The sequence below is a fragment of the Pseudomonas umsongensis genome, from assembly GCF_012647205.1.
Classification (GTDB): Bacteria; Pseudomonadota; Gammaproteobacteria; order Pseudomonadales; family Pseudomonadaceae; genus Aquipseudomonas; species Aquipseudomonas umsongensis.
In genome coordinates this window covers 4,531,871-4,556,240 of sequence record NZ_CP051487.1, presented here as the reverse complement: position 1 = coordinate 4,556,240, position 24,370 = coordinate 4,531,871, and the positions used below count along the sequence as shown (strand labels likewise).

Genomic DNA, 24,370 nt, shown 5'->3' with positions numbered 1-24,370 from the left:
ACAATGACAACAAAACGCAACGCCTTGCTCGTGACCGGGCTGCTGGTCGGTCTTATCAGTGCGGGTTCCGTCTGGGCCCACGGCAATGTGGTGCCGCAGGCCGTCGCCACCCAGGGCCTGACACCGATCAAGGATGCCGGCGTACCGCTCGATGCCGATGGCTGGGCAGCGGTGAACCCTTACCGTACTTCCCCGGAACATGATAAGGCGGTGGAAATCGGCGCGTCGGCCTACAACCAGAACTGCGCGGCCTGTCATGGCCTGGAAGCCAAGTCCGGTGGCATCGCCCCCGATTTGCGCATGCTCGATGTCGCGGATGCCGGTGATGAGTGGTTCGTCGAACGAGTACGCCACGGCGCGGTGCGTGATGGTCGGGTCTACATGCCGAAAATGGCTGATTACCTGAGCCAGGAAGCCCTGTGGGCGGTGCGTACTTATCTGGACAGCGTCCACGTCGAGGAGTGACCCATGCGCCTGCTCGCGGTGTTGATCAGCGCTGTGTGGCTGTGCTGCCAGTCGGTGCAGGCGCAGGTTCGCAACTATGACGAAATGATCGCCGCCGGTGAACTGAAAGTGGCGGTCTACAAGGACTTCGCCCCCTACAGTTTTGAAGACGCGGGCCAGCCCCGGGGCGTAGACGTGGAACTGGCCCAGGCGCTGGCGAAGGCCCTGGGGGTGCGCTTGACGTTGATCTGGGCGCCCGCCGGGGAAAAGCTCGACGATGACCTGCGCGATTACATCTGGCGTCCCAGCCCACTGCACAATCAGCAACTGGCCGACCTGATGATGCGGGTGCCTTATGACCGCGATTACGCGCAGAAACGCAACGAATTCGGCGAGATGGAAAACGGCCATGTGGTGATGTTCGGCCCTTACCAGAACGAGCAATGGCAAGTCGCTTACGACCGCCGCCGGCTGGACAAGGTCGCCAGTGTCGCGGTGTTTGAACAGCACCCGATCGGCGTCGAAGTCGACAGCGTGCCTTCGTTCTACCTGACCTCGGTGTTCAACGGCATGCTCGCCGGCAAGACCCGCCACTACCCGGGCGTGCCTCAGGCGTTTGCGGCGATGAAGGCCGGTGAGGTCGACGCCGTCATGGCCATGCGTGGCGAAATCGACTGGCAGGTGCACGAAGCCGCCGACCCGCAATTGGCCCTGGCAGAAAACGCTTACCCGAACATGGGCAAGCAACTCTGGGAGATCGGCATGGCCGTCCACGAAAGCAACCGGCAACTGGCCTATGCCGTGGAGGAGGCGCTGGAAAGCCTGATCCGCGAGGGTTCGGTGAAAACCATCTACGGCCAGTACGGCTTGCGCTACGACGTGCCCGAAATGTACCAATAGGAGCAGGCGATGAATTGGCAAAGGAGTTGTCTGTTGGCCTGCTGTTTGAGCCTGGCGGCCCATGCGGGCGCTGTCGATCCCGGCAAAGACCCGGTGCCGTCGGTGATGTGGGCCTTCTATCACAAGCAAATGCTCGGTGAGGCGCCGTTCGTGTTCGATGAGCGGGTCAAGCTGCTGGCGCCACCGTTCGCCGAAGACGCACGTCAAGTGCCGCTGGAAATCGATGCCCGAGCCTTCAAGGGCGAAGTGGTCAGGATCCTCGCCTGGGCTGAACTCAACCCCTTGCCGAAAATCGTCGATTTCCAGCCGCTCAGTGGCGTGCTGCCATGGCTGTCGATCCGCATCCGCGTCGAACAGGCGACGCCTTTGCGCGCGGCGGTACTGACCCGTGACGGCGTGTGGCATGTGGGGTCGACCCTGATCGACGCCGCGGGTGGCGGCTGTACCGCGCCAAGCGTGGTGCGCACTGAGGCGGGTTGGGAAGAGCATGTCGGTGAGGTGCTCGGCGGTCGTTATCCTCGTGGTGAATTCAGCCGCGTGCGCGTGCAGGTAGCGCATCCGATGGACAACGGGATGGTCAGTGGCATCCCGGAATTTTTCCTCGAACATGCCGAGCTGCGCGATCAGCACGATCAACTGCTGGCCCGTCTCGAACTGTTCCCCGCCGTCAGCGAAAACCCCAGCCTGGCCTTTGATATCGAAGGGGCAGGGCAGACGCGCCTGTTGCTACGCGATAACAGCGGCAACCAATTCGATGCGTCGATCCCCTGAATTCAAGGAGCCTGTCATGCGCTGGATGCTGCTGTTGTTGCTCGGCCTGGGCCTGCCAGCCATGGCCGATCTCGAATATTCGCTCAAGCCCAGGCAAATCGCCGAAGACACCTGGTTGCTGGAAGGCAGCACCGATAATTTTGCCAAGGACAATGGCGGCAACATCGTCAACACGGCATTCATCGTTACCGAGCGCGGCGTGGTGGTGATCGATACCGGGCCGTCCAGGCGTTACGGCGAGGCCATGCGCCGGGCCATAGCGGCGACCACCGACAAGCCGGTGATCCAGGTCCTGTTGACCCATCATCATCCTGATCATGTGCTGGGCAACCAGGCGTTTACCGACGTGCCGATCGGCGCCCTGGCCGGCACCACTGAGTTACTGCAAAAGCAGGGCGATGCCATGGCCGAGAACATGTACCGGCTGGTGGGCGACTGGATGCGCGGCACCGAAGTGGTGTTGCCGAACCGGGCGCTGGCGCCTGGTGTGGAAAGTTTTGGGAATCACGATCTGCGCCTGCTGAGCCTGGGTGGGCATACGGGTGCGGATCTGGCTATTCTCGACCAGCGAACCGGCGTGCTGTTTGCCGGCGACCTGGTGTTTTATCAACGGGCACTGACCACGCCCAACAGTCCGGGGCTGTCGGTGTGGCTGGCCGATATCGCGACTCTGCAGTCTTTGCCGTGGAAACTGATCGTGCCCGGTCACGGCCCGCTGGCCAGTGATCCGCAACCCTTCGCACAGATGCGCGATTACCTGGGCTGGCTCGATCAATTGATGCGCGACGGTGCGGCCAATGGTAGCGACATGAGCGAGATGATCCGCAGCCCGATTCCCGAACGGTTCGCCGGGATCAGCCTGAGCCGCTACGAGCTGATTCGCAGCGTCAGTCATTTGTACCCGCGATACGAGCGTGCGCAGATGACGCGAGTCGATTCCGCCGCCAGCAACTGATTCGATCGTTCCCACGCTCTGCGTGGGAATGCCTCAACGGACGCTCCGCGTTCGGCTCTTGAAGGGACGCGGAGCGTCCCGCGCTGCATTCCCACGCGGAGCGTGGGAATGATCATTTCAACACCCAACCCTGTACCAAGGAACTAGGAATCTCCACATTGCGGGCAATTGTTGTCCGGGCGGCGGCGCCCAAGAATCTGCACCAGACCGGGAAAATTTCCCGGAAATAACAAAAAACTGCAGAGGAAGCCGTCATGACTCAACCCGCACGTCGCCAGCCCTTCGTCTTGAGCCTGTTGCTCAGTGCCATGCTGTTGTCCGGTCAGGCATTGGCCGGGGTTTCCGACCAGGACATTCTCCAGGACCCCAAGAACCCCGAGCAGGTCGTGACCAACGGCCTGGGTGTGCAGGGGCAGCGCTACAGCCCGCTGGATATCCTCAATGTCGACAACGTCAAGGAGCTGCGACCGGCGTGGGCCTTCTCCTTCGGCGGGGAAAAGCAGCGCGGTCAGCAAGCGCAACCGATGGTCAAGGACGGTGTGATGTACATGACCGGCTCCTATTCACGGGTATTCGCCGTGGATGCACGCACCGGCAAGAAACTCTGGCAATACGACGCGCGCCTGCCGGATGACATTCGCCCCTGCTGCGACGTGATCAACCGTGGCGTCGCGCTGTACGGCGACCTGGTGATCTTCGGCACCCTCGACGCCAAGCTCGTGGCGCTGAACAAGGACACCGGCAAGGTGGTCTGGAGCAAGAAAGTCGCCGACCACAAGGAAGGCTACTCGATCAGCGCCGCACCACTGGTGATCAACGGCAAGCTGATTACCGGCGTGGCTGGTGGCGAATTCGGCGTGGTGGGCAAGATCGAAGCCTACGACCCGAAAAACGGTACTTTGCTATGGTCCCGGCCGACGGTCGAAGGCCACATGGGTTACGTCTACAAGGACGGCAAAGCCGTGGAAAACGGCATCTCCGGCGGCGAGGCGGGCAAGACCTGGCCGGGTGACCTGTGGAAGACCGGTGGCGCGGCGCCTTGGCTGGGCGGTTATTACGACCCGGAAACCAACCTGCTGTTGTTCGGCACCGGCAACCCGGCACCGTGGAACTCGCACCTGCGCCCTGGCGACAACCTGTACTCGTCGTCGCGCCTGGCGCTCAACCCGGACGACGGCACCATCAAGTGGCACTTCCAGAGCACGCCCCACGACGGTTGGGACTATGACGGCGTCAACGAACTGGTGTCGTTCAACTACACCGAGGGCGGCAAGGAGATCAAGGCGGCGGCCACCGCTGACCGCAACGGTTTCTTCTACGTGCTCGATCGCACCAATGGCAAATTCATCCGTGGCTTCCCGTTCGTGGACAAGATCACCTGGGCCACCGGCCTGGATAAAACCGGCCGGCCGATCTACAACGAAGCCAGCCGTCCTGGCGCACCGGGCACTGAAGCCAAGGGCAGCTCGGTGTTCGTAGCGCCGGCATTCCTCGGCGCGAAAAACTGGATGCCGATGGCCTACAACCGCGACACAGGGTTGTTCTACGTGCCGTCCAACGAGTGGGGCATGGATATCTGGAACGAAGGCATCGCCTACAAGAAAGGTGCGGCGTTCCTCGGTGCCGGCTTCACCATCAAGCCATTGAATGAAGACTACATCGGCGTGCTGCGGGCGATCGACCCGAAAACCGGCAAGGAAGTGTGGCGGCACAAGAACTTCGCGCCGCTGTGGGGCGGGGTGTTGACCACCAAGGGCAACCTGGTATTCACCGGCACGCCGGAAGGTTTCCTGCAGGCGTTCAACGCCAAGACCGGCGAGAAGGTCTGGGAATTCCAGACCGGCTCCGGCGTACTCGGCTCGCCCGTGACCTGGGAAATGGACGGCGAGCAGTACGTCTCGGTGCTCTCCGGCTGGGGCGGCGCCGTGCCGCTGTGGGGCGGCGAAGTGGCCAAGCGGGTGAAGGACTTCAACCAGGGCGGCATGCTCTGGACCTTCAAGCTGCCCAAGGACCTCGTCGCCAAGCACTGATCCGAATCCGCCACATAACCCCTGTGGGAGCGAGCCTGCTCGCGATGGTCGTCAACGATGACGTGGGGAGTCTGGTGCCCCGCGGCGTTCTCAGGTTCATCGCGAGCATGCTCGCTCCTACAGGGGGAGGGGGCGGTGTGAAATATACGACCAAATAACGAGAGTCCCTCCTGCCAACGATGCATTCGTCTGGCACTCGGGGCTCTCTAGTATCGGTTCATCGCCTGTCGACACGACAGGCATCGACCCAGACAGAGGCCCACCATGATCTACGCCCAACCCGGAACACCTGGCGCCGTCGTTACTTTCAAGCCACGCTACGGCAACTTCATCGGCGGCGAATTCGTCGCGCCGGTCAATGGCGAGTACTTCACCAACACCTCGCCGGTCAACGGTGAAGTGATCGCGGAATTCCCGCGCTCCAGCGCCGCCGATATCGAGAAGGCCCTGGACGCCGCCCATGCCGCCGCCGATGCCTGGGGCAAGACTTCGGCCCAGGACCGCTCCCTGGTGCTGTTGAAAATCGCCGACCGCATCGAGCAAAACCTGGAGATCCTCGCCGTCACCGAAACCTGGGACAACGGCAAGGCGGTGCGCGAGACCCTCAACGCCGACGTACCCCTGGCGGCCGACCATTTCCGTTACTTCGCCGGCTGCATCCGCGCCCAGGAAGGCGGCGCCGCCGAGATCAACGAGCTGACCACTGCCTATCACTTCCACGAGCCATTGGGCGTGGTCGGGCAGATCATTCCGTGGAACTTCCCGCTGCTGATGGCCGCCTGGAAACTCGCGCCAGCGCTGGCCGCGGGCAACTGCATCGTGCTCAAGCCCGCAGAGCAAACGCCGCTGTCGATCATGGTCTTCGCCGAATTGATTGCCGACCTGCTGCCGGCGGGTGTACTGAACATCGTCCAGGGCTTCGGTCGCGAAGCCGGCGAGGCCCTGGCCACCAGCAAGCGTATCGCCAAGATCGCCTTCACCGGCTCGACCCCCGTCGGCGCCCACATCATGCATTGCGCCGCCGAGAACATCATTCCGAGCACCGTCGAACTGGGCGGCAAGTCGCCGAATATCTTCTTCGAAGACATCATGAACGCTGAACCCGCGTTCATCGAAAAAGCCGCCGAAGGCCTGGTACTGGCGTTCTTCAACCAGGGCGAAGTCTGCACCTGTCCGTCCCGGGCACTGGTGCAGGAATCGATCTACGAACCGTTCATGGCCGAAGTCATGAAGAAGATCGTCAAGATCAAGCGCGGCAACCCGCTGGACACCGAGACCATGGTCGGCGCCCAGGCATCCGAACAGCAATACGACAAGATCCTTTCGTACCTGACCATCGCCCAGGAGGAGGGCGCCGAGCTGCTCACTGGCGGCGCGGCCGAGCGCCTGGAAGGTGACCTGTCCAGCGGCTATTACATCCAGCCGACGCTGCTCAAGGGCCACAACAAGATGCGCGTGTTCCAGGAAGAAATCTTCGGGCCGGTGGTGGGCGTCACCACCTTCAAGGACGAAGCCGAAGCGCTGGCCATCGCCAACGACAGCGAGTTCGGCCTCGGTGCCGGTCTCTGGACCCGCGACATCAACCGCGCGTACCGCATGGGCCGGGCGATCAAGGCAGGGCGCGTGTGGACCAACTGCTACCACCTGTACCCGGCGCATGCGGCGTTTGGTGGCTACAAGAAGTCCGGCGTCGGCCGGGAGAACCACAAGATGATGCTCGACCACTACCAGCAGACCAAAAACCTGCTGGTGAGCTACGACATCAATCCGCTCGGGTTCTTCTAACTCACTGACTGCACATAAACCCCTGTAGGAGCTGCCGCAGGCTGCGATCTTTTGATCTTGGAATTCACAATCAAAAGATCGCAGCCTGCGGCAGCTCCTACAGGGGTTTATGTGTGTTTCATGTATACGTTTACCCCCTACCAAAGCCCCCCAAACCTCCTTCGAAAGTAGCATTCGGGCGCCCGGCGCCCCGTGCATTAATGGCTCTACCGGAATCGCCCGGCACAAGAAGAGGAATGACCCATGTGGACTAAACCCGCGTTTACCGATCTGCGCATTGGCTTCGAAGTGACGATGTATTTCGCCAACCGTTGATTGACCACCCGGCCAGCCGTTGCGTTGGCCGGGCCTGCCTTCTGGAGCATTGCCCATGCACATCCGCGTACTCGGCTCCGCCGCTGGCGGTGGTTTTCCGCAGTGGAACTGTAACTGTCGCCAGTGCGCCGGTGTGCGCAATGGCAGCCTGCGGTCCCGGCGTCGCACGCAGTCCTCGATTGCCTTGAGTGACAACGGGGAGGACTGGGTGCTGTGCAATGCTTCGCCAGACATCCGCGCGCAACTCGAGGGCTTTGCGCCGCTGCAACCGGCCCGCCGCTTGCGTGACAGCGCCATCACTGGCGTGGTGTTGCTCGACAGCCAGATCGATCACTGCACCGGCCTGCTGAGCTTGCGTGAAGGCTGCCCACATGCGGTGTGGTGCACCGAGCGGGTTCATCAGGATCTCAGCAGCGGTTTCCCGTTGTTTACCATGCTCAGGCACTGGAATGGCGGGTTGCGGTGGCAACCGATTGCGCTGGATCGCGAACCGTTCAGTATCGGCGCCTGCGCGCACCTGCGGTTTCACGCGATTCCCCTGGTCAGCAACGCACCGCCGTATTCGCCCAATCGCGGTGATCCGCAACCGGGCGACACCATCGGGTTGTTCGTTGAAGACCAACGCAGCGGCGCATCGCTGTTTTACGCACCTGGCCTGGGCCAGGTCGATGATCAAGTGCTGGCCTGGATGCAGCGCGCCGATTGCCTGTTGCTGGACGGCACCCTGTGGCGCGATGACGAGATGCGTGTCTGCGAGGTCGGTCAAAGCCTGGGCAGCGACATGGGCCATTTGCCCCAGAGCGGTCCCGGCGGCATGCTGGAAGTGCTGCAAGGTTTTCCCCGCCAGCGCAAGGTGCTGATCCACATCAACAACACCAACCCGATCCTCGATGAAGACTCGGCCGAGCGGGCGCTGCTGGAACGGCGGGGGATCGAGGTGGCTTACGACGGCATGGATATTGTGCTGTAGCGACGGACGCCTTCGCGAGCAGGCTCGCTCCCACAAGGGCGACGCAATCCACTGTGGGAGCGAGCCTGCTCGCGAAGGGTCCAGATCAGACACCGAAGATTCCCCGGAGACCCGCAATGACCGATACACCCATGACCCCCACCGAATTCGAGCAGGCCCTGCGTGCCAAAGGCGCCTACTACCACATCCACCACCCATTCCATCAAGCGATGTACGCCGGCCGCGCCACTCGCGAACAGATCCAGGGTTGGGTCGCCAATCGCTTTTACTACCAGGTCAACATCCCGCTAAAGGACGCCGCGATCCTGGCCAACTGTCCCGACCGTGAAGTGCGCCGCGAATGGCTGCAACGCATCCTCGATCATGATGGCGTGCCCGGCAGCGAAGGCGGTATCGAGGCCTGGCTGCGCCTGGGCGAGGCGGTGGGGCTCGATCGCGAGCAGATCCTGTCACAGGAGTTGGTGCTGCCCGGCGTACGTTTCGCCGTGGATGCCTACGTCAATTTCGCCCGTCGTGCCTGTTGGCAGGAAGCGGCCAGCAGTTCGCTGACCGAGCTGTTCGCACCGCAGATCCATCAATCGCGACTCGATGCCTGGCCGACCCATTACCCGTGGATCGATTCCGCCGGCTACGACTACTTCCGCACACGGCTGAGCCAGGCCCGGCGCGATGTAGAGCATGGCTTGCGCATCACCCTGGCACATTACGTCACCCTCGAGGCCCAGCAACGCATGCTGCAGATCCTGCAATTCAAGCTCGACGTGTTGTGGAGCATGCTCGATGCCATGAGCATGGCCTATGAGCTGGAGCGTCCGCCGTATCACACCGTCACACGGGACAACGTCTGGCACCGGGGGATTGTCCTGTGAGCCTGATCGATCGCAAGCAGTCACCCTCATTGCGCCGGGGCTTTCGCCTGCAATGGGAACCGCGCCAGGACTGTCATGTGCTGCTGTACCCCGAAGGCATGATCAAACTCAACGCCAGTGCCGGGCAGATTCTCGATCTGGTGGACGGCCAGCGCAGCGTCGCGGCGATCATCGATCGGCTGACGGCGAGTTTTCCTGACGTGCCGGGGATCGACGAGGACGTACTGGCCTTCCTGGAGGTGGCCCATGCGCAATTCTGGATCGAGTGACGCGCTACCGGGGCCGCCGTTGTGGCTGTTGGCGGAGCTGACCTACCGTTGTCCGTTGCAGTGTCCGTATTGCTCCAATCCATTGGATTTCGCCCGGCACGGCGAGGAACTGGACACGCAGGAATGGATCCGGGTATTTCGTGAGGCGCGGGACATGGGCGCCGCGCAACTGGGCTTTTCCGGTGGCGAACCACTGGTAAGGCAAGACCTGGCCGAGTTGATCAAGGCCGCGCGGGACATGGGTTACTACACCAACCTGATCACCTCGGGCATCGGCCTGACCGAGCAGAAGGTGCGGGACTTCAAGGTCGCCGGGCTCGATCACATCCAGATCAGTTTCCAGGCCGCCGACGAAGCGGTGAACAACATGCTCGCCGGCTCGCGCAAGGCGTTCGCGCAGAAACTGGCGATGGCCCGGGCGGTGAAAGCCCAGGGCTATCCGATGGTGCTGAACTTCGTCACCCATCGACACAACATCGACGACATCGCCCGGATCATTGATTTGTGCCTGGAACTGGAAGCGGATTTCGTCGAATTGGCCACCTGCCAGTTCTATGGCTGGGCCGAGCTCAACCGCGTCGGCCTGTTGCCGACGCGCGAGCAATTGCAACGCGCCGAGCGCATCACTAACGAGTATCGCGAGCGCCTCGAGGCGCAGGGCCATCCGTGCAAATTGATATTCGTCACCCCGGATTACTACGAAGAGCGCCCGAAAACCTGCATGAATGGCTGGGCCAACCTGTTTCTCGACATCACCCCGGACGGCACGGCGTTGCCTTGTCACAGCGCCCGGCAATTGCCGGTGCAGTTTCCCAATGTGCGTGAGCACAGCATCGAGCACATCTGGAACGATTCGTTTGGCTTCAACCGTTTTCGCGGCCATGACTGGATGAAAGAACCCTGCCGTTCCTGCGATGAAAAACACAAGGATTTGGGTGGGTGCCGGTGCCAGGCGTTCATGTTGACGGGCGATGCCGAGAACGCCGACCCGGTGTGCAGCAAGTCGCCTCATCACGGGGTGATCCTCAAGGCCCGCGAGGAAGCAGATGCGCCAGGGCTAGGCATGGGGCACCTGACGTTGCGCAATGAGAAAGCTTCGCGCCTGATCTACCGCGGCTGACCCAAGCGACATAAATCCCCTGTAGGAGCGAGCCTGCTCGCGAAGAACCAGAGTGCGCCGTGGGGTGTCAGGTTCCCAGCGTGATCGTTGACGACCATCGTCGGAACGCCGCCCGGAGCATGCTCGCTCCTACAAGGGATCTGCGGTGAATCCAGCCATTGGTCTGATTGCATTCACCACTGGATGGGTTAGTGTGGACCTTACCTTCCAAAACAATAAAAAACAGGCTTTCCAATGAGCCAGAGTCTCAGTCAGCTGCGTAAATTCGTTTCGCCTGAAATCATCTTCGGTGCCGGCTGCCGGCACAACGTCGGCAACTACGCCAAGACCTTTGGCGCGCGCAAGGTGCTGGTGGTCAGCGACCCGGGGGTGATTGCCGCCGGTTGGGTGGCGGATGTCGAAGCCAGCCTGCAAGCCCTGGGCATCGAATATTGCCTTTACAGCGCCGTCTCTCCCAACCCGCGTGTTGAGGAGGTGATGCTCGGTGCCGAGATGTACCGGGAAAATCACTGCGATGTGATCGTCGCCGTCGGCGGCGGCAGCCCGATGGATTGCGGTAAAGGCATCGGTATAGTGGTCGCCCATGGCCGCAGCATCCTCGAGTTCGAAGGCGTGGACACCATCCGCGTACCGAGCCCGCCGCTGATCCTGATTCCGACCACGGCCGGCACCTCGGCCGACGTGTCGCAATTCGTGATCATCTCCAATCAGCAGGAGCGCATGAAGTTCTCCATCGTCAGCAAGGCGGTGGTGCCGGATGTGTCGCTGATCGACCCCGAAACCACCCTGAGCATGGACCCGTTCCTCTCGGCTTGTACCGGTATCGACGCGCTGGTGCACGCCATCGAAGCCTTCGTCTCCACCGGGCACGGGCCGCTGACCGACCCCCACGCACTGGAAGCGATGCGCCTGATCAACGGCAACCTGGTGCAGATGATCGCCAACCCGACGGACATCGCCCTGCGCGAGAAAATCATGCTCGGCAGCATGCAGGCCGGGTTGGCGTTCTCCAACGCGATCCTCGGCGCGGTGCATGCCATGTCGCACAGTCTCGGTGGCTTTCTCGACCTGCCCCATGGCCTGTGCAACGCGGTGCTGGTGGAACACGTCGTGGCGTTCAACTACGACTCGGCGCCGGACCGCTTCAAGGTCATCGCCGAGACGTTCGGCATCGACTGCCGGGGCCTCAATCACCGGCAGATCTGCGGGCGCCTGGTGGAGCACCTGATCGCCCTGAAACACGCCATCGGTTTCCACGAAACCCTCGGTTTGCACGGGGTCAGGACCTCCGACATTCCGTTCCTGTCGCAGCACGCCATGGATGACCCGTGCATCCTCACCAACCCGCGCGAATCCAGCCAGCGTGATGTCGAGGTCGTCTATGGCGAAGCCCTCTGACGAGCAACAACGGGCATTGGCCGGCCTGCTCGGATTAGGCAATCATTCGGCGCGCAAGAGCCATTACCCGGAGCTGGCCGCGCGCTTGGATGAACTGGAAGCCGAGCGCAATCGCTACAAATGGTTGTTCGAAAACGCGGTCCACGGGATTTTCCAGGCCAGCCTGCAAGACGGCATGCGCGCCGCCAACCCGGCGATGGCGCGCATGCTTGGCTATCAAGACCCGCAGGAGGTGCTGTTTTCCCTGGCGGACCTGGCGAGCAATCTGTTTGTCGGCGGTGTGCAGGAGCTGGAAAACATTGGCGAAATCCTCACCCACCAGGGCAGCTTGCACGGCTATGAAACCCAGTTGCGGCGCAAGGATGGCAGCCATCTCGACGTGCTGATGAACCTGTTGCTCAAGCCCGGTCAGGAAGGGCTGGTGGAAGGATTCGTCGCCGACATCACCGAGCGCAAACTCGCCCAGCAACGCCTGCAGCAACTCAACGACGAACTGGAACAGCGCGTAACCGCGCGCACCGATGAGTTGTTGGAAGCCAACCGCAACCTGCAACAACAAATCACCCAGCGTAAGCAGATCGCCAAGGCCTTGCGCGATGCCCGTGACGCCGCGGAGGCCGCCAATCACAGCAAGGACAAATACCTCGCTGCCGCCAGTCACGACCTGCTGCAACCCCTCAACGCCGCACGGTTGCTTATCTCGACCTTGCGTGAGCGCAAGCTGCCCGAGGTCGAGCAGGTGCTGGTCGAACGCACTCACCAGGCACTGGAAGGCGCCGAAGATCTGCTCACCGATTTGCTGGATATCTCAAGGCTCGATCAAGCGGCGGTCAAGCCGGATGTCGCGCTGTACCGCCTCGACGAGTTGCTCGGGCCGCTGGTATCGGAGTTCCAGTCCGTGGCCGAGGCCGCCGGGTTGCGTCTACGGGTGCACATGGGCGACTACGCCATTTGCACGGACCTGCGCCTGATGACCCGGATCCTGCGAAACTTCCTCAGTAATGCCTGCCGCTACACCGACGAAGGCAGCATCCTGCTGGCGGCAAGGCGCCGGGGCGACAAGCTGAGCCTGGAAGTGTGGGACACCGGACGCGGGATTCCGGCCGATCGTCTCGATTCGATCTTCCTCGAATTCAATCAACTGGACGTCGGCCGCGCGGCCGACCGCAAGGGCGTGGGGTTGGGGCTGGCGATCGTCGAGCGCATCGCGAAGATCCTCAACTACCGGATCCAGGTGCATTCACTGCCCGGCCGGGGTTCGATGTTCAGCATTGAGGTGCCGATCTCCCGTGAAGTGCCGTTGCCCATCAGCCTCACGGCGCCTCAATCGGGCACGGGCAATCCATTGCCGGGCCGGCGCTTGCTGGTGCTGGACAATGAAGTCAGCATCTTGCAGAGCATGGGCGCGTTGCTCGGGCAGTGGGGCTGCGACGTCGTCACGGCCACCGATGAAGCCTCGGCGCTGGCAGCCCTGGCCGGCCAGGCCCCGGAACTGATCCTGGCGGACTATCACCTTGACCACGGCGTGGTGGGGTGTGATGTGGTCAGGCATCTGCGCGAGCATTACAACCAGCTGATTCCTGCGGTGATTATCACCGCGGATCGCACGGACCAGTGCCGGCGCGCATTGCAACGGCTCGAAGCGCCGTTGCTGAACAAACCGGTGAAACCCGGCAAGTTGCGAGCGGTGTTGAGTCAGTTGTTGGGAGCGCCAGCTTGAACTTGGCTGCACATTTCGATCATTAAGTTGTCACTTTCGGTCATTGAGTGCTGGCGGTGCGGCTCTTAGTCTGTCGAACATGACTGACGGGGGCCGTAGAGCTTCCGCTTTTCCCGTGATCGCTCGCTGTGGAGTTACCGATGACCGCCGCTCATTACCCGCACCTGCTGGCCCCGCTGGACCTGGGATTCACCACGTTGCGCAACCGCACCCTGATGGGTTCAATGCACACCGGCCTTGAGGAAAAGCCCGGCGGTTTCGAGCGCATGGCGGCGTACTTCGCCGAGCGTGCCCGTGGCGGTGTCGGCCTGATGGTCACTGGCGGTATCGGCCCGAACGACGAGGGTGGTGTATATTCCGGTGCAGCCAAGCTGACCACCGAGGAAGAAGCGCTCAAGCACCGCATCGTCACCCGCGCGGTGCATGAGGCGGGCGGCAAGATCTGCATGCAGATCCTCCACGCCGGTCGTTATGCCTACAGCCCGAAACAGGTCGCGCCAAGCGCCATTCAGGCGCCGATCAACCCGTTCAAGCCTAAAGAGCTGGACGAGGAAGGCATCGAGAAGCAGATCAGCGATTTCGTCACCTGCTCGACGCTGGCCCAGCAGGCCGAGTACGACGGTGTCGAGATCATGGGCTCGGAAGGTTATTTCATTAACCAGTTCCTTGCCGCCCACACCAACCACCGCACCGACCGTTGGGGTGGCAGCTACGAAAACCGCATGCGCCTGCCGGTGGAAATCGTCCGTCGCGTACGCGAGGCGGTTGGCCCGAACTTCATCATCATTTTCCGCTTGTCGATGCTCGACCTGGTCGAAGGCGGCAGCAGTTGGGAAGAAATCGTGCTGTTGGCCAAGGCTATCGAGCAGGCCGGTGCGACGCTCATCAACACCGGTATCGGCTGGCACGAAGCGCGGATTCCAACCATCGCCACCAAAGTGCCGCGCGCGGCCTTCAGCAAGGTCACGGCCAAGCTGCGCGGCTCGGTGAACATTCCGCTGATCACCACCAACCGCATCAACACCCCGGAAGTCGCCGAGCAGATCCTCGCCGAGGGCGATGCCGACATGGTTTCCATGGCTCGGCCGTTCCTGGCCGACCCGGACTTCGTCAACAAGGCCGCTGAAGGTCGCGCCGATGAAATCAACACCTGCATCGGTTGCAACCAGGCGTGCCTGGACCACACCTTCGGCGGCAAGTTGACCAGTTGCCTGGTCAACCCGCGTGCCTGCCACGAAACCGAACTCAACTATGTGCCGGTGCAGCAGGTCAAGAAAATCGCCGTGGTCGGTGCCGGGCCTGCCGGCTTGTCTGCCGCGACCGTGGCGGCCGAGCGTGGCCATGCGGTGACGCTGTTCGATTCGGCCAGCGAAATCGGCGGTCAGTTCAACGTCGCCAAACGCGTGCCGGGCAAGGAAGAATTCTTCGAGACGTTGCGTTATTTCGGTCGCAAGCTGCAGACCACCAACGTCGAGGTGTGCCTGAACACCCGTGTCGATGTGGCAAAGCTGGTCGAGGGCGGCTACGACGAGATCATCCTGGCCACCGGCATTGCGCCGCGGTTGCCGGCGATTGAGGGCGTGGACAATGCCAAGGTGCTGAGCTACCTGGACGTGCTGCTTGAGCGCAAACCGGTGGGCAAGCGTGTCGCAGTGATCGGTGCCGGCGGTATCGGTTTCGACGTCTCGGAGTACCTGGTTCACCAGGGCCAGGCCACCAGCCTGAACCGCGATGAGTTCTGGAAGGAGTGGGGCATCGATACCCACCTTGAAGCACGCGGCGGTGTCGCCGGGATCAAGGCAGCCCCCCATGCGCCGGCCCGCGAAGTGTTCCTGCTGCAACGCAAGAAATCCAAGGTCGGCGACGGCCTCGGCAAGACCACTGGGTGGATTCATCGCACGGGATTGAAGAACAAGAAGGTGCAGATGCTCAACAGCGTCGAGTACCTGAAGATCGACGACGAAGGCCTGCACATCCGCATCGGCGAAACCGGTGAGCCGCAGGTGCTGACGGTGGACAATATCGTGATCTGCGCCGGGCAGGACCCGTTGCGCGAGTTGCAGGACGGCCTGGTGGCGGCGGGGCAGAACGTGCATCTGATCGGCGGCGCGGATGTCGCGGCGGAGCTGGATGCCAAGCGGGCGATCAATCAGGGTTCGCGATTGGCGGCCGAGTTGTAATCCGCAGGCCCCGCGTGCCAATGGCCTTCGCGAGCAGGCTCGCTTGTATGGTAGGACTTGAAGGGAGGAGGAGGGACAAGGCTCGATTCTGACTGTTGACGCAGTACAGACTGTGGGAGAGTTCGCCCCTCCTCCTTTCACCCAAGCGCCGATAAAGAATGCATCTGGCCTAGACCGACGATAGGAACAAGCCTGCGCCTCTGGGTGAGCCCTTCAAGTGCTTAAAACCTTATCCCGGAGGAAAACCTATGGCAATGCCGGTTTCTGTTTCAAAGCCGATCGTGGGCGTGGATGTCGCCAAGAAAGAATTGGTGATTTATCACGCCGAACTGGACCTGCTTGAAGAGATTCCCAACAACAAAACCAGCATCAACAAGTGGTTAAAGGACTTGCCGGGGAGTGTGGCTATTGCTATTGAAGCCACCAACATCTACCACCTGGAGTTCGCTGACCTGGCCTTTGAGGCCGGCTGCGTGATTTACATGGTGGGCGGCTATGAGCTCAAACATTACCGAGAAGGTGTGAAGGTCCGTGCCAAAACCGATGCACTGGATGCCAAACTGCTTGCTCGCTATCTGAAGAACGAGCATGAAGAACTTCACCCATGGACGCCGCCGACACCGCTGTATCGCCAACTCCTGAGTCTTTTTCGCCGCCGGGCGGCCTTGGTCCAGGCCAGGGTCGGCCTAGTGCAAAGCTGGTCGAATGAGCCCTTGCTGAAGGCTGCTTTTTCCGAGCAAATAAAGTCCATGCAGCAGCTTGAGACGCTGATCGAAAAGACGATCAACGATCAGCTGAAAGAAGCCGGTTTGCTGGGGCAGTTGAAGCGTTGCTTGAAAGTTGAAGGGGTTGGATTTTTGACTGGCGCGCGCTTGCTCACGGCGTTCCAGCGCGGAGACTTCCGAAACGCAGATGCCTTTATCGCCTTTCTTGGAATGGACTTGCGGGTGTCAAAATCAGGGCAAAAAGATGGTCGCCGGAGTTTGACCAAGCGAGGCGATCCAGAAGCCCGCCGCCTTCTGCACAATGCGGCTATGTCGGCGAGTCGAACCGAAGCCTGGAAAGGGTTTTACCAAGAACAAAGAAATCGGGGTTTCAGCACCACTCAAGCCCTGGTGATGCTGGCTCGCAAGCTCGCTCGTATCGTATTCGCCCTGCTGAAGGGGCAGAGTGAATACCAACCGAAAACCAGTTGAGGGCTTCCCCTCAACCATAGAATCTCCCACATTGGATCTGTGTCGTTCAGAGAACCCTTGTGGGAGCGAGCCTGCTCGCGATAGCTGCTTATGAGCGATTAGAATGCTGACTCTTCATGAGCTCAATCAGGCGCCAATGTTTTCTTCTGCTTCCAACTGGCTACCCCAAGCCCCCCTCGAGTCCCTCCATCTAGACTGGCTCAAAACCGCCGACATCGAAGTCGCCATCCTGCGCCTGGACCAGATCGACCCGCTGATCAGCGGCAACAAATGGTTCAAACTCACCGAACATCTCAAAGCCGCTGACCAGTGCGGCGCCAAAGGCATCATCAGCCTCGGCGGCGCGCATTCCAATCACCTGCATGCGCTGGGCGCTGCCGGCAAGCGTTTCGGTTTCGCCACGGTCGGCCTGTTGCGCGGACACGCTCAGCAAACGCCGACGGTGGATGATTTGCAGGCGTTCGGCATGCAACTGCACTGGCTCGGTTATGGCGGTTATCGGGCGCGGCATGAAGCGGGTTTTTGGGAGCCATGGCTGGCGCAGTATCCCGATCTGCTTGCGGTTGCGGAAGGCGGCGGCGGGCTGCCGGGGGCACAGGGTTGCGTGCAACTCAAGGCATTGGCCTGTCGGCAACTGGACGCACTGGGCTGGAGCGGCTACGACGGTTGGTGGCTGGCCTGCGGAACCGGCACGACCTTGGCGGGCCTGGTCCTAGCCGAGGCGGGAGAGCACCCGGTCTATGGCGCCCTGGCGGTGCCCGGTGATCATGGCGTGGCACAGCAGGTCGCAAAGATTGTGGAGGAGGCGGGCGTGAATCATTCGTCTTATGAACTGTTCGACGCCAGCCGTGGAGGCTTTGCCAAGGTCGACCCGCCGTTACTCGAATTCATCGCGCGCACCGAACAAGCCAGCGGCATTGCCCTGGAACCGCTGTACACCGGCAAGGCATTGCTGGCGCTCCGGCAGCAGGTCGAGGCGGGGAAGTTTGCCCCCGGTACGCGACTGATCTTTATTCACACGGGTGGTTTGCAAGGCCTGCGGGGTTTCAATCCACAAGCCTGATACGGGGTGATCTCAAGTATCCCTGTTCACCCGCTTGGGCATCATCCGCAACAAGGTGTTATCGCCCACCACATAGTGATGATACAGCCCGGCGATGGCGTGCAGGCCGATCAGCCAGTAACCGATGGTGCCACCGAGTGCGTGCCAGCCCTCAATCTGCTTGGCCAGGTCCTTGTCCTGCGCGATCAAAAGGGGCAGGTCGAAGCCGTAGAACATCACCTGGTTACCTTTGGCGCTGGTGACCAGCCAACCCAGTATTGGCATGGCGATCATAAAGATGTAGAGCGCCCAGTGCATCAATTTGGCCAGCATGGTTTGCCACTTGGGCGAGGCCGGGAAGATCTGCGGTGCCGGGCCTAGGCTGCGGGCGAACAAGCGTAGCCAGACCAGCACGAATACGGTCAGGCCAAGCATGAAGTGCGATTCCACGATCAGCGTTCGACCACCGCTACCCTTGGGAAAGAGGCCGCGCAGCTCGATGCAGGCGTAAACCACTACCAGCAGGACCAGCATCAACCAATGCAGCGCGATCGAGACGGTGCTGTAGCGCGCGTCGGAATTTTTCCACGGCATACGGTGTTCCTCACAGGGGGGTGTAACCACCGTCAACTGTAATCCTGTTTCACCGGGTTTGCCTGAGGCTATTTGACGCTGAATGCTCTGTAGGAGCTGCCGCAGGCTGCGATCTTTTGACTTTTTAAGATCAAAAGATCGCAGCCTGCGGCAGCTCCTACAAAGGGGGGCGGTGAGTCAGTTACTTTGCGGCATCTCGCCGTTGGCCAAGCGCTTATTGATGTCGGCAATCACTTCTGGCAAGTCGGTGATGGTGTCGATCATATAGTGCGGGCGCGAACCTTCGAACAAGGCGTGGATGCGCTTGCGTTCGCTGTCCAGCGTGTCGCTGTCCAGGGCGCGATAGCCTTCATAGTCCAGCCCCAGCGCGTTGCCCGAACAGATCAGCGCCACGGTCCACATGCCGGCACGACGGCCTTCGAGAATGCCCGGTACGGTGTCGTCGATCTTCACGCAAGCGGCGACATCGTCGATGCCCAGGGCGATCACGTTGGCCAATGCCTGAGCTGGCCATGGACGGCCGTTCGGCACTTCGTCGGTGGCGACCACGTGGTCGGCCACGTAGCCGTTGGTGGCGGCCAGTTCGACGACTTTATCCATGACCTGTTTCGGATATCCCGAGCAGGAGCCAATCTTGATCCCCTGTTGGCGCAGGTTGGCGATGGTGTCCAGGGCGCCGGGAATCAGCGCCGAGTGTTCGGCGATTTTCTCGATCTGCAGTGGCATGAAACGCTGGTAGATGGCGGTGACGTCATCGTCGGTCGGCGTACGGCCGAACACCTTGCGATAGCGCTCGGCGACTTGCGGCTGATCGCACAGGGTGCGGATGTGGTCCCACTTGCCCATGCCCATCGGGCCACGGGCTTCTTCAATGGAGACCTGGACGTCGAACTCGGCGAAGGCCTCGACGAAAATCTGCGTCGGCGCGAACGAGCCGAAGTCGACCACGGTGCCGGCCCAGTCGAGGATGGCGGCTTGCAGTTTGGTTGGGGTGGTGTAGTTCATGGTGATCAAGTCCTGTGGCAACTGGCTAAATGGAGAGCTGCTTTTTGTGGGAGCGAGCCTGCTCGCGAAGGCGGAGTGTCAGTCGACATCATCGTTGAATGTCAGGACGCTTTCGCGAGCAAGCCCGCTCCCACAGGGGAAAGTGGTGGGGGTTAGATTTCGAGTACTTCCATCTCGCGCAGCACTTCGGCAATCGCCGCCACCGCTTCGCGCATTTCCGAAGGTTGCACATGGCCGATACACCCGACGCGGAACGTCTCGACCTGGGTCAGCTTGCCGGGGTAGAGGATGTAACCCTTGGCCTTGACCCGCTCGTAGAACGCCTTGAACTGATAGCGCGGATCTTTCGGTGCATGGAAGGTCGCGATGATCGGCGCCTGGATGGCGGCCGGCAGGAAGCTGCGCAGGCCCAGCGCGGCCATCTCTTCCATCAGGGCCTGGCAGTTGGCGGCGTAGCGCTGGTGCCGGGCTGGCAGGCCACCTTCTTCGTTGTATTGCAGCAGGGCTTCGTGCAGCGCCGCGACCACGTGGGTCGGCGGGGTGAAGCGCCATTGCCCGGTCTTGGCCATGTAGGTGTGCTGGTCGTGCAGGTCCATCGCCAGGGAGTGCGAGTTGCCAGCGGCGTTGGCCAGGGATTCTTTGCGGGCGAAAACGAACCCCATGCCCGGCACGCCTTCCAGGCATTTGCCGGAAGCGGCGATCAGCGCATCGAACGGCACCTGTTGCGCGTCCACCGGCAGCGCGCCAAAGGAACTCATGGCATCGATGATCAGGCGCTTGCCGTGTTGCGCGACCACCTGGGCGATTTCCGGCAGCGGATTGAGGATGCCGGTGCTGGTTTCGCAGTGAATCAGGGCAACGTGGGTGATGCCATCGTCGGCCCGTAGCAGACGGTCGACGTCGGCAGCGGTGGTTGGTTCGTCTTCGGCGGTTTCGAACGTACTGAACGAGCGGCCCAGTACTTCGCAGATCTTCGCCAGGCGCTTGCCGTAGGCTCCGTTGATCAGCACCAGGATCTTGCCGTCGCGTGGCACCAGCGTGCCGATCGCCGCTTCGACGGCGAAGGTGCCGCTGCCTTGCAGGGGCACACAGTGGTGGCTGGCCGCGCCGTTGATGATCGCCAGCAGTTGTTCGCAAAGGCTGGCGGTCAGTTGGTTGAAACGGTCATCCCATGAACCCCAGTCAACCATCATCGCCTGGCGGGTGCGGGCCGACGTCGTCAACGGGCCGGGGGTGAGCAGGATGGGTGCGGCAGTACTCATTCTCGTGTCCTCGCAATCGATGGGATCAAGCTACGGGGCTTAAATTGCAATTTGCCGAGCTATCAATCAAATTGTTTGTTGTTATGCCAGCCATCAGTGAGACTTATTCATGAACCTGTTTCAGCTCCGTGCCTTCGATGCCGTGGCCCGTGAGGGCAGCTTCACTCGCGCCGCTGCTCGACTGTTCATCAGCCAGCCGGCGGTCACCGGCCACATCAAGGCGCTGGAGGAGCACTACCAGATCACCCTGTTGCGCCGCACCGCGCGACGTGTGGAGCTGACGGAGGAGGGCACCCGCCTGGCGGCGATCACCCGGGCGATGTTCGGTCTGGCCGAAGAAGCGCAAGCGATGCTGGAGGCCAACCGGCAGTTACTGACCGGGCGCCTGGAAGTGGCGGCGGACGGTCCGCACATGGTCATGCCGATGCTCGCGAGCCTGCGTGCGCGTTATCCGGGGATCACCGTGAACCTGCGCTTGGGCAATGCCCAGGAAACTCTGGCGGCGCTGTTGTCCGAGCATGCCGACGTGGCGGTATTGACCGAGGTCGAACCGCGCAAGGGCCTGCACTTGCAGGCCCTGAGTGAATCACGGATCTGCGCGCTGGTACCCGAGGGGCATCCCTGGGCGCGGCGCACCAAAGGCGTACCGCTCAAGGATCTGGACCAGGTGATCATGGTGTTGCGTGAACCGAGTTCGATCACCCGGCGTACCTTCGATGACGCCTGCGTACAGGCGAAGGTCAATCCGCGGGTGTTGCTGGAGCTGGACAGCCGCGAAGCGGTGACCGAGGCGGTCGCTGCCGAGTTGGGGGTGGGCGTGGTGTCGTCGGTGGAGGTCAGCCATGACCCGCGGGTGGCGGCGGTGCCGATCATCGGGGAGGGGTTGGTCAATCGGCACATGATGGGGTGCATGGAGCGGCGGCGGGACTTGCGCTTGATCCAGGCGTTTTTCGGCTTGGCGCCTTCCAGGTAGACCGAGTCGTCTGCCTTCGCGAGCAGGCTCGCTCCCACAGTGGTTTTGTGTGCGACAAAAATCCCTTGTGGGAGCGAGCCTGCTCGCGAAGGGGCCAGGCCTGCCTACACCAGACTTTCGCGAACCATCTCCAGGAAAGTCGCCACAATCCGCCGCGAGCTCTGTTCGCGCAAGCACACCAGCGTTTCCGTCAACCGCCGTTTGCAATCGGTGATCGGCAACGCGCATACCCGTGAGTCGGCGCCGAATTCAGCCGCCGAGACCACGCCAATCCCGATTCCCACCACCACCGCCTCACGGGCGGCTTCCCGACCTTCGACCTGGATCGCCGGACGAATGCGGAACCCGGCGCCGGCCATTTCTTCTTCCAGGGTCTGGCGGGTCACCGAACCGATTTCGCGCAATACCAGCGGCGTGTCGTCCAGGTCCGCAAGGGTGATGGATTGGCGATCCGCCCACGGGTGATTGCGCGACACGAATGCCACCATCGGGTCATTGCGCAGCGGCAGCGAGATCAATCGTTCGTCGCTCACCTCGCGACCGAGCAACGCCAGGTCGGCCTGGTAATTGAACAATCGGAACAGCGACTCATCGGTGTTGCCGGTTTCGATCTTCACGCTGATGCCGGGGTAGCGTTCGCAGAAGCGCGCGATCTGTGGCAGTACATGCACCGGCGCATCCACCGCCAGAATCAGGCTGCCGGTCTGCAATGCCTGGGAGTCCTGCAACAATTCCTGGGCCTCGGCTTCGATCACGAACAGTTTCTGGGTGACGCTCAACAAGCGCTCGCCCAGGTCGGTGAGGCGTACCGAGCGTTTGTTGCGGTGGAACAGCAAAACACCGTAACGTTCTTCGAGTTTGCGCACCTGGTCGGAAATCGCTGGCTGGGTGAGAAACAACCGTTCGGCGGCTTTGGTGAAGTTGCCATGCACGGCCACGGCATGGAAGGCTTTGAGTTGGGCGTGGGAAACCGACATGGGAATCTCCAGTAACAAGCTGCGCTTATTTTGGAAATACGATAAAGCGATTTCACTTATTAATCAGTAATTGTTTCTATTCATCTCAGGTTCCGTGACTGCTCGGTCGAGCAGCGCGGATGCCATGAGCCCTTGCGTGCAAGACACAGGACTTATCTGACCGGAATCGCCCACAGGGACAAGGTGATTTCGCAGTGCTCAACAATAAGAACACAGGCGTTTTCTTTCAGATCTGCCGGCACACTCATACCCTGAGGTCAGAACCACAATGAACCAGCACATCGGCACCCTCAAACGTTGGCGCGTGCAGATCTTCGCGATCACCTGGCTTGCCTACGCCGCTTTCTACTTCACCCGCAAAGCATTTTCCGTGGCCAAGCTCGGCATCGCCGAAGACCCGACCTTCATGCTCGACAAGATGGCCATGGCCAACCTCGACGCGATCTACCTGACCGCCTACGCCATCGGCCAATTCACCTGGGGCATCCTGGCCGACCGCTTCGGGCCGCGGGTGGTGGTGCTGGGCGGGTTGCTGATTTCCGCCGCAGCGGCACTGGTGATGGGCAGTTTCGCCACCTTGCCGATCTTCGCCACCTGCATGCTGATCCAAGGCCTGGCGCAGTCCACCGGTTGGTCGGGGTTGTGCAAGAACCTTGGCAGTTTCTTTCCCGCCCAACAGCGCGGGCAGGTGCTGGGACTGTGGAGTTCCTGCTACGCCTTCGGCGGCCTGGTGGCCTCGCCATTTGCCGGTTGGTGGGCCTATACGCTGATCGGCAGCTGGCATGCGGCGTTCATTTCCAGTGCGGCGGTGGTTGGGCTGGTCGCCGTGCTGTTTTTTATTTTCCAACGCAATACACCGCAAGACGTCGGCTTGCCGGCGGTTGAGCCAGAGCCGCAGCTGAGCGTCGAGGAGGCCCATGCCCAAAGCAAGATCAGCCTGTGGGAGCCGTTGAAGGACATCCTGCGCAACCGCACGGTGCTGGTGCTGGGGTTGGCGTATTTCATGCTCAAGCCGGCGCGCTACGCGATTCTGCTCTGGGGCCCGGTGATCGTTTTCGAACAGATGCCCTCGGTGGGCAAAGTCGGCGCGGCGATCATTCCTACCGCGTTCGAACTGGCCGGCTTGCTCGGGCCGATCATGCTCGGCCTGGCCTCGGACAAACTCTTCGGCGCCCGGCGCATGCCGGCCTGCGTGCTGAGCCTGTTGGCATTGACCGTGTCCCTGGGGTTTTTCATGGGCGCGCTGCACAGCGGTAGCGTGGTGCTGGTGGTGGCCTTGCTGTTCGTCATGGGCCTGACGCTCTACGGACCTGACTCGATGATCAGCGGTGCGGCCGCCATCGACTTCGGCACCGCCAAGGCGGGTGCCACGGCGGCGGGTTTCGTCAACGGTTGCGGTTCGGTCGGGGCGATTCTCGGTGGGTTGCTACCAGGCTACTTCGACACCGTGACCGTCTTCATCGTCTTTGCCGGCTGCGCGTTGTTCTCTGCCGTGGTACTCATCCCGCACTGGAACAGCCGCCCCGCGGGCCAAGGTAGCCACAAGGCCCGCTTGCCCAATCAGGCGATCACCATAAAACCCCTGCGCACCTGAA

General features: G+C 61.6%; 22 protein-coding genes. 18 read left to right on the top strand and 4 right to left on the bottom strand.

The window, feature by feature from the left end; genetic code table 11:
* The first annotated feature begins 3 nt into the window (after positions 1-3).
* The 16 genes from pedF to HGP31_RS20455 all read left to right on the top strand — a co-directional run bounded on the left by pedF (position 4) and on the right by HGP31_RS20455 (position 17,985).
* Positions 4-465: a cytochrome c-550 PedF gene (pedF, locus tag HGP31_RS20530; protein ID WP_020800571.1), complete on the top strand. Its 462-nt coding sequence runs from the start codon at positions 4-6 to the stop codon at positions 463-465.
* A 3-nt stretch (positions 466-468) separates the two neighbouring features.
* On the top strand, positions 469-1,344 hold the full coding sequence (locus HGP31_RS20525; RefSeq protein ID WP_020800572.1) for a substrate-binding periplasmic protein: 876 nt from the start codon (positions 469-471) through the stop codon (positions 1,342-1,344).
* 9 nt (positions 1,345-1,353) lie between these two features.
* The gene (locus HGP31_RS20520) at positions 1,354-2,115 is read left to right on the top strand and encodes a quinoprotein dehydrogenase-associated SoxYZ-like carrier (RefSeq protein WP_151142778.1); all 762 of its coding nucleotides are present in this window, start codon (positions 1,354-1,356) and stop codon (positions 2,113-2,115) included.
* A gap of 16 nt (positions 2,116-2,131) precedes the next feature.
* Positions 2,132-3,070, top strand: coding sequence for a quinoprotein relay system zinc metallohydrolase 1 (locus tag HGP31_RS20515; protein WP_033044232.1), 939 nt, complete (start codon positions 2,132-2,134; stop codon positions 3,068-3,070).
* 254 nt (positions 3,071-3,324) lie between these two features.
* A complete protein-coding gene (locus HGP31_RS20510; protein WP_020800576.1) occupies positions 3,325-5,100 on the top strand; it encodes a PQQ-dependent methanol/ethanol family dehydrogenase in 1,776 nt (591 codons plus the stop codon).
* 264 nt (positions 5,101-5,364) lie between these two features.
* Positions 5,365-6,885: an acetaldehyde dehydrogenase ExaC gene (gene exaC / locus HGP31_RS20505; RefSeq protein WP_033044683.1), complete on the top strand. Its 1,521-nt coding sequence runs from the start codon at positions 5,365-5,367 to the stop codon at positions 6,883-6,885.
* A gap of 243 nt (positions 6,886-7,128) precedes the next feature.
* Positions 7,129-7,200 (top strand): pyrroloquinoline quinone precursor peptide PqqA, encoded by a 72-nt coding sequence (gene pqqA / locus HGP31_RS20500; protein WP_003253598.1) that lies wholly within the window; start codon positions 7,129-7,131, stop codon positions 7,198-7,200.
* 55 nt (positions 7,201-7,255) lie between these two features.
* The gene (gene pqqB, locus HGP31_RS20495; protein WP_151142775.1) at positions 7,256-8,170 is read left to right on the top strand and encodes a pyrroloquinoline quinone biosynthesis protein PqqB; all 915 of its coding nucleotides are present in this window, start codon (positions 7,256-7,258) and stop codon (positions 8,168-8,170) included.
* A gap of 116 nt (positions 8,171-8,286) precedes the next feature.
* Positions 8,287-9,039 (top strand): pyrroloquinoline-quinone synthase PqqC, encoded by a 753-nt coding sequence (gene pqqC / locus HGP31_RS20490; RefSeq protein ID WP_033041441.1) that lies wholly within the window; start codon positions 8,287-8,289, stop codon positions 9,037-9,039.
* The gene (pqqD, locus tag HGP31_RS20485) at positions 9,036-9,308 is read left to right on the top strand and encodes a pyrroloquinoline quinone biosynthesis peptide chaperone PqqD (RefSeq protein WP_020800245.1); all 273 of its coding nucleotides are present in this window, start codon (positions 9,036-9,038) and stop codon (positions 9,306-9,308) included. Before pqqC ends, pqqD begins: the two co-directional genes overlap by 4 nt.
* Positions 9,286-10,428, top strand: a complete 1,143-nt coding sequence (gene pqqE, locus HGP31_RS20480) for a pyrroloquinoline quinone biosynthesis protein PqqE (protein WP_168758546.1) — start codon at positions 9,286-9,288, stop codon at positions 10,426-10,428. Before pqqD ends, pqqE begins: the two co-directional genes overlap by 23 nt.
* A gap of 234 nt (positions 10,429-10,662) precedes the next feature.
* The gene (gene ercA, locus HGP31_RS20475) at positions 10,663-11,826 is read left to right on the top strand and encodes an alcohol dehydrogenase-like regulatory protein ErcA (RefSeq protein WP_020800247.1); all 1,164 of its coding nucleotides are present in this window, start codon (positions 10,663-10,665) and stop codon (positions 11,824-11,826) included.
* On the top strand, positions 11,810-13,546 hold the full coding sequence (locus HGP31_RS20470) for a PAS domain-containing hybrid sensor histidine kinase/response regulator (protein WP_168758545.1): 1,737 nt from the start codon (positions 11,810-11,812) through the stop codon (positions 13,544-13,546). Before ercA ends, HGP31_RS20470 begins: the two co-directional genes overlap by 17 nt.
* Before the next feature lie 140 nt (positions 13,547-13,686).
* Positions 13,687-15,726, top strand: a complete 2,040-nt coding sequence (locus tag HGP31_RS20465; protein WP_168758544.1) for an NADPH-dependent 2,4-dienoyl-CoA reductase — start codon at positions 13,687-13,689, stop codon at positions 15,724-15,726.
* Positions 15,727-15,974: 248 nt separating this feature from the next.
* On the top strand, positions 15,975-16,922 hold the full coding sequence (locus tag HGP31_RS20460; RefSeq protein WP_168757207.1) for an IS110 family RNA-guided transposase: 948 nt from the start codon (positions 15,975-15,977) through the stop codon (positions 16,920-16,922).
* A 103-nt stretch (positions 16,923-17,025) separates the two neighbouring features.
* The gene (locus HGP31_RS20455) at positions 17,026-17,985 is read left to right on the top strand and encodes a 1-aminocyclopropane-1-carboxylate deaminase/D-cysteine desulfhydrase (protein WP_420850666.1); all 960 of its coding nucleotides are present in this window, start codon (positions 17,026-17,028) and stop codon (positions 17,983-17,985) included.
* Between the two features lie 12 nt (positions 17,986-17,997).
* Here HGP31_RS20455 and HGP31_RS20450 read toward each other — a convergent pair whose 3' ends face one another.
* From HGP31_RS20450 to HGP31_RS20440, 3 genes are all read right to left on the bottom strand, one after another.
* Positions 17,998-18,558 (bottom strand): cytochrome b, encoded by a 561-nt coding sequence (locus HGP31_RS20450; RefSeq protein WP_168758543.1) that lies wholly within the window; start codon positions 18,556-18,558, stop codon positions 17,998-18,000.
* 177 nt (positions 18,559-18,735) lie between these two features.
* Entirely contained in the window at positions 18,736-19,563 is an 828-nt protein-coding gene (gene phnX / locus HGP31_RS20445) for a phosphonoacetaldehyde hydrolase (RefSeq protein WP_033044926.1), read from the bottom strand.
* A gap of 152 nt (positions 19,564-19,715) precedes the next feature.
* Positions 19,716-20,825 (bottom strand): 2-aminoethylphosphonate--pyruvate transaminase, encoded by a 1,110-nt coding sequence (locus tag HGP31_RS20440; RefSeq protein ID WP_033044927.1) that lies wholly within the window; start codon positions 20,823-20,825, stop codon positions 19,716-19,718.
* Between the two features lie 109 nt (positions 20,826-20,934).
* Between HGP31_RS20440 and HGP31_RS20435 the strand changes: the two genes are divergently transcribed.
* Positions 20,935-21,798 (top strand): LysR substrate-binding domain-containing protein, encoded by an 864-nt coding sequence (locus HGP31_RS20435; RefSeq protein ID WP_020800255.1) that lies wholly within the window; start codon positions 20,935-20,937, stop codon positions 21,796-21,798.
* A 104-nt stretch (positions 21,799-21,902) separates the two neighbouring features.
* On the opposite strand, the gene HGP31_RS20430 is transcribed toward HGP31_RS20435, so the two are convergent.
* A complete protein-coding gene (locus tag HGP31_RS20430; RefSeq protein WP_020800256.1) occupies positions 21,903-22,775 on the bottom strand; it encodes a LysR family transcriptional regulator in 873 nt (290 codons plus the stop codon).
* Positions 22,776-23,043: 268 nt separating this feature from the next.
* Between HGP31_RS20430 and HGP31_RS20425 the strand changes: the two genes are divergently transcribed.
* Positions 23,044-24,369, top strand: coding sequence for an MFS transporter (locus HGP31_RS20425; RefSeq protein ID WP_168758542.1), 1,326 nt, complete (start codon positions 23,044-23,046; stop codon positions 24,367-24,369).
* Position 24,370 lies beyond the last annotated feature (1 nt).

Coding starts and splice junctions, on each gene's coding strand:
- HGP31_RS20510 (WP_020800576.1), top strand. CDS start 3,325: ATGACTCAACCCGCACGTCGCCAGCCCTTCGTCTTGAGCCTGTTGCTC.
- pqqE (WP_168758546.1), top strand. CDS start 9,286: ATGCGCAATTCTGGATCGAGTGACGCGCTACCGGGGCCGCCGTTGTGG.
- pedF (WP_020800571.1), top strand. CDS start 4: ATGACAACAAAACGCAACGCCTTGCTCGTGACCGGGCTGCTGGTCGGT.
- HGP31_RS20515 (WP_033044232.1), top strand. CDS start 2,132: ATGCGCTGGATGCTGCTGTTGTTGCTCGGCCTGGGCCTGCCAGCCATG.
- HGP31_RS20470 (WP_168758545.1), top strand. CDS start 11,810: ATGGCGAAGCCCTCTGACGAGCAACAACGGGCATTGGCCGGCCTGCTC.
- ercA (WP_020800247.1), top strand. CDS start 10,663: ATGAGCCAGAGTCTCAGTCAGCTGCGTAAATTCGTTTCGCCTGAAATC.
- pqqB (WP_151142775.1), top strand. CDS start 7,256: ATGCACATCCGCGTACTCGGCTCCGCCGCTGGCGGTGGTTTTCCGCAG.
- HGP31_RS20430 (WP_020800256.1), bottom strand. CDS start 22,775: ATGTCGGTTTCCCACGCCCAACTCAAAGCCTTCCATGCCGTGGCCGTG.
- HGP31_RS20525 (WP_020800572.1), top strand. CDS start 469: ATGCGCCTGCTCGCGGTGTTGATCAGCGCTGTGTGGCTGTGCTGCCAG.
- exaC (WP_033044683.1), top strand. CDS start 5,365: ATGATCTACGCCCAACCCGGAACACCTGGCGCCGTCGTTACTTTCAAG.
- HGP31_RS20450 (WP_168758543.1), bottom strand. CDS start 18,558: ATGCCGTGGAAAAATTCCGACGCGCGCTACAGCACCGTCTCGATCGCG.
- HGP31_RS20460 (WP_168757207.1), top strand. CDS start 15,975: ATGGCAATGCCGGTTTCTGTTTCAAAGCCGATCGTGGGCGTGGATGTC.
- HGP31_RS20520 (WP_151142778.1), top strand. CDS start 1,354: ATGAATTGGCAAAGGAGTTGTCTGTTGGCCTGCTGTTTGAGCCTGGCG.
- HGP31_RS20465 (WP_168758544.1), top strand. CDS start 13,687: ATGACCGCCGCTCATTACCCGCACCTGCTGGCCCCGCTGGACCTGGGA.
- pqqC (WP_033041441.1), top strand. CDS start 8,287: ATGACCGATACACCCATGACCCCCACCGAATTCGAGCAGGCCCTGCGT.
- HGP31_RS20425 (WP_168758542.1), top strand. CDS start 23,044: ATGAACCAGCACATCGGCACCCTCAAACGTTGGCGCGTGCAGATCTTC.
- HGP31_RS20435 (WP_020800255.1), top strand. CDS start 20,935: ATGAACCTGTTTCAGCTCCGTGCCTTCGATGCCGTGGCCCGTGAGGGC.
- HGP31_RS20455 (WP_420850666.1), top strand. CDS start 17,026: ATGCTGACTCTTCATGAGCTCAATCAGGCGCCAATGTTTTCTTCTGCT.
- phnX (WP_033044926.1), bottom strand. CDS start 19,563: ATGAACTACACCACCCCAACCAAACTGCAAGCCGCCATCCTCGACTGG.
- HGP31_RS20440 (WP_033044927.1), bottom strand. CDS start 20,825: ATGAGTACTGCCGCACCCATCCTGCTCACCCCCGGCCCGTTGACGACG.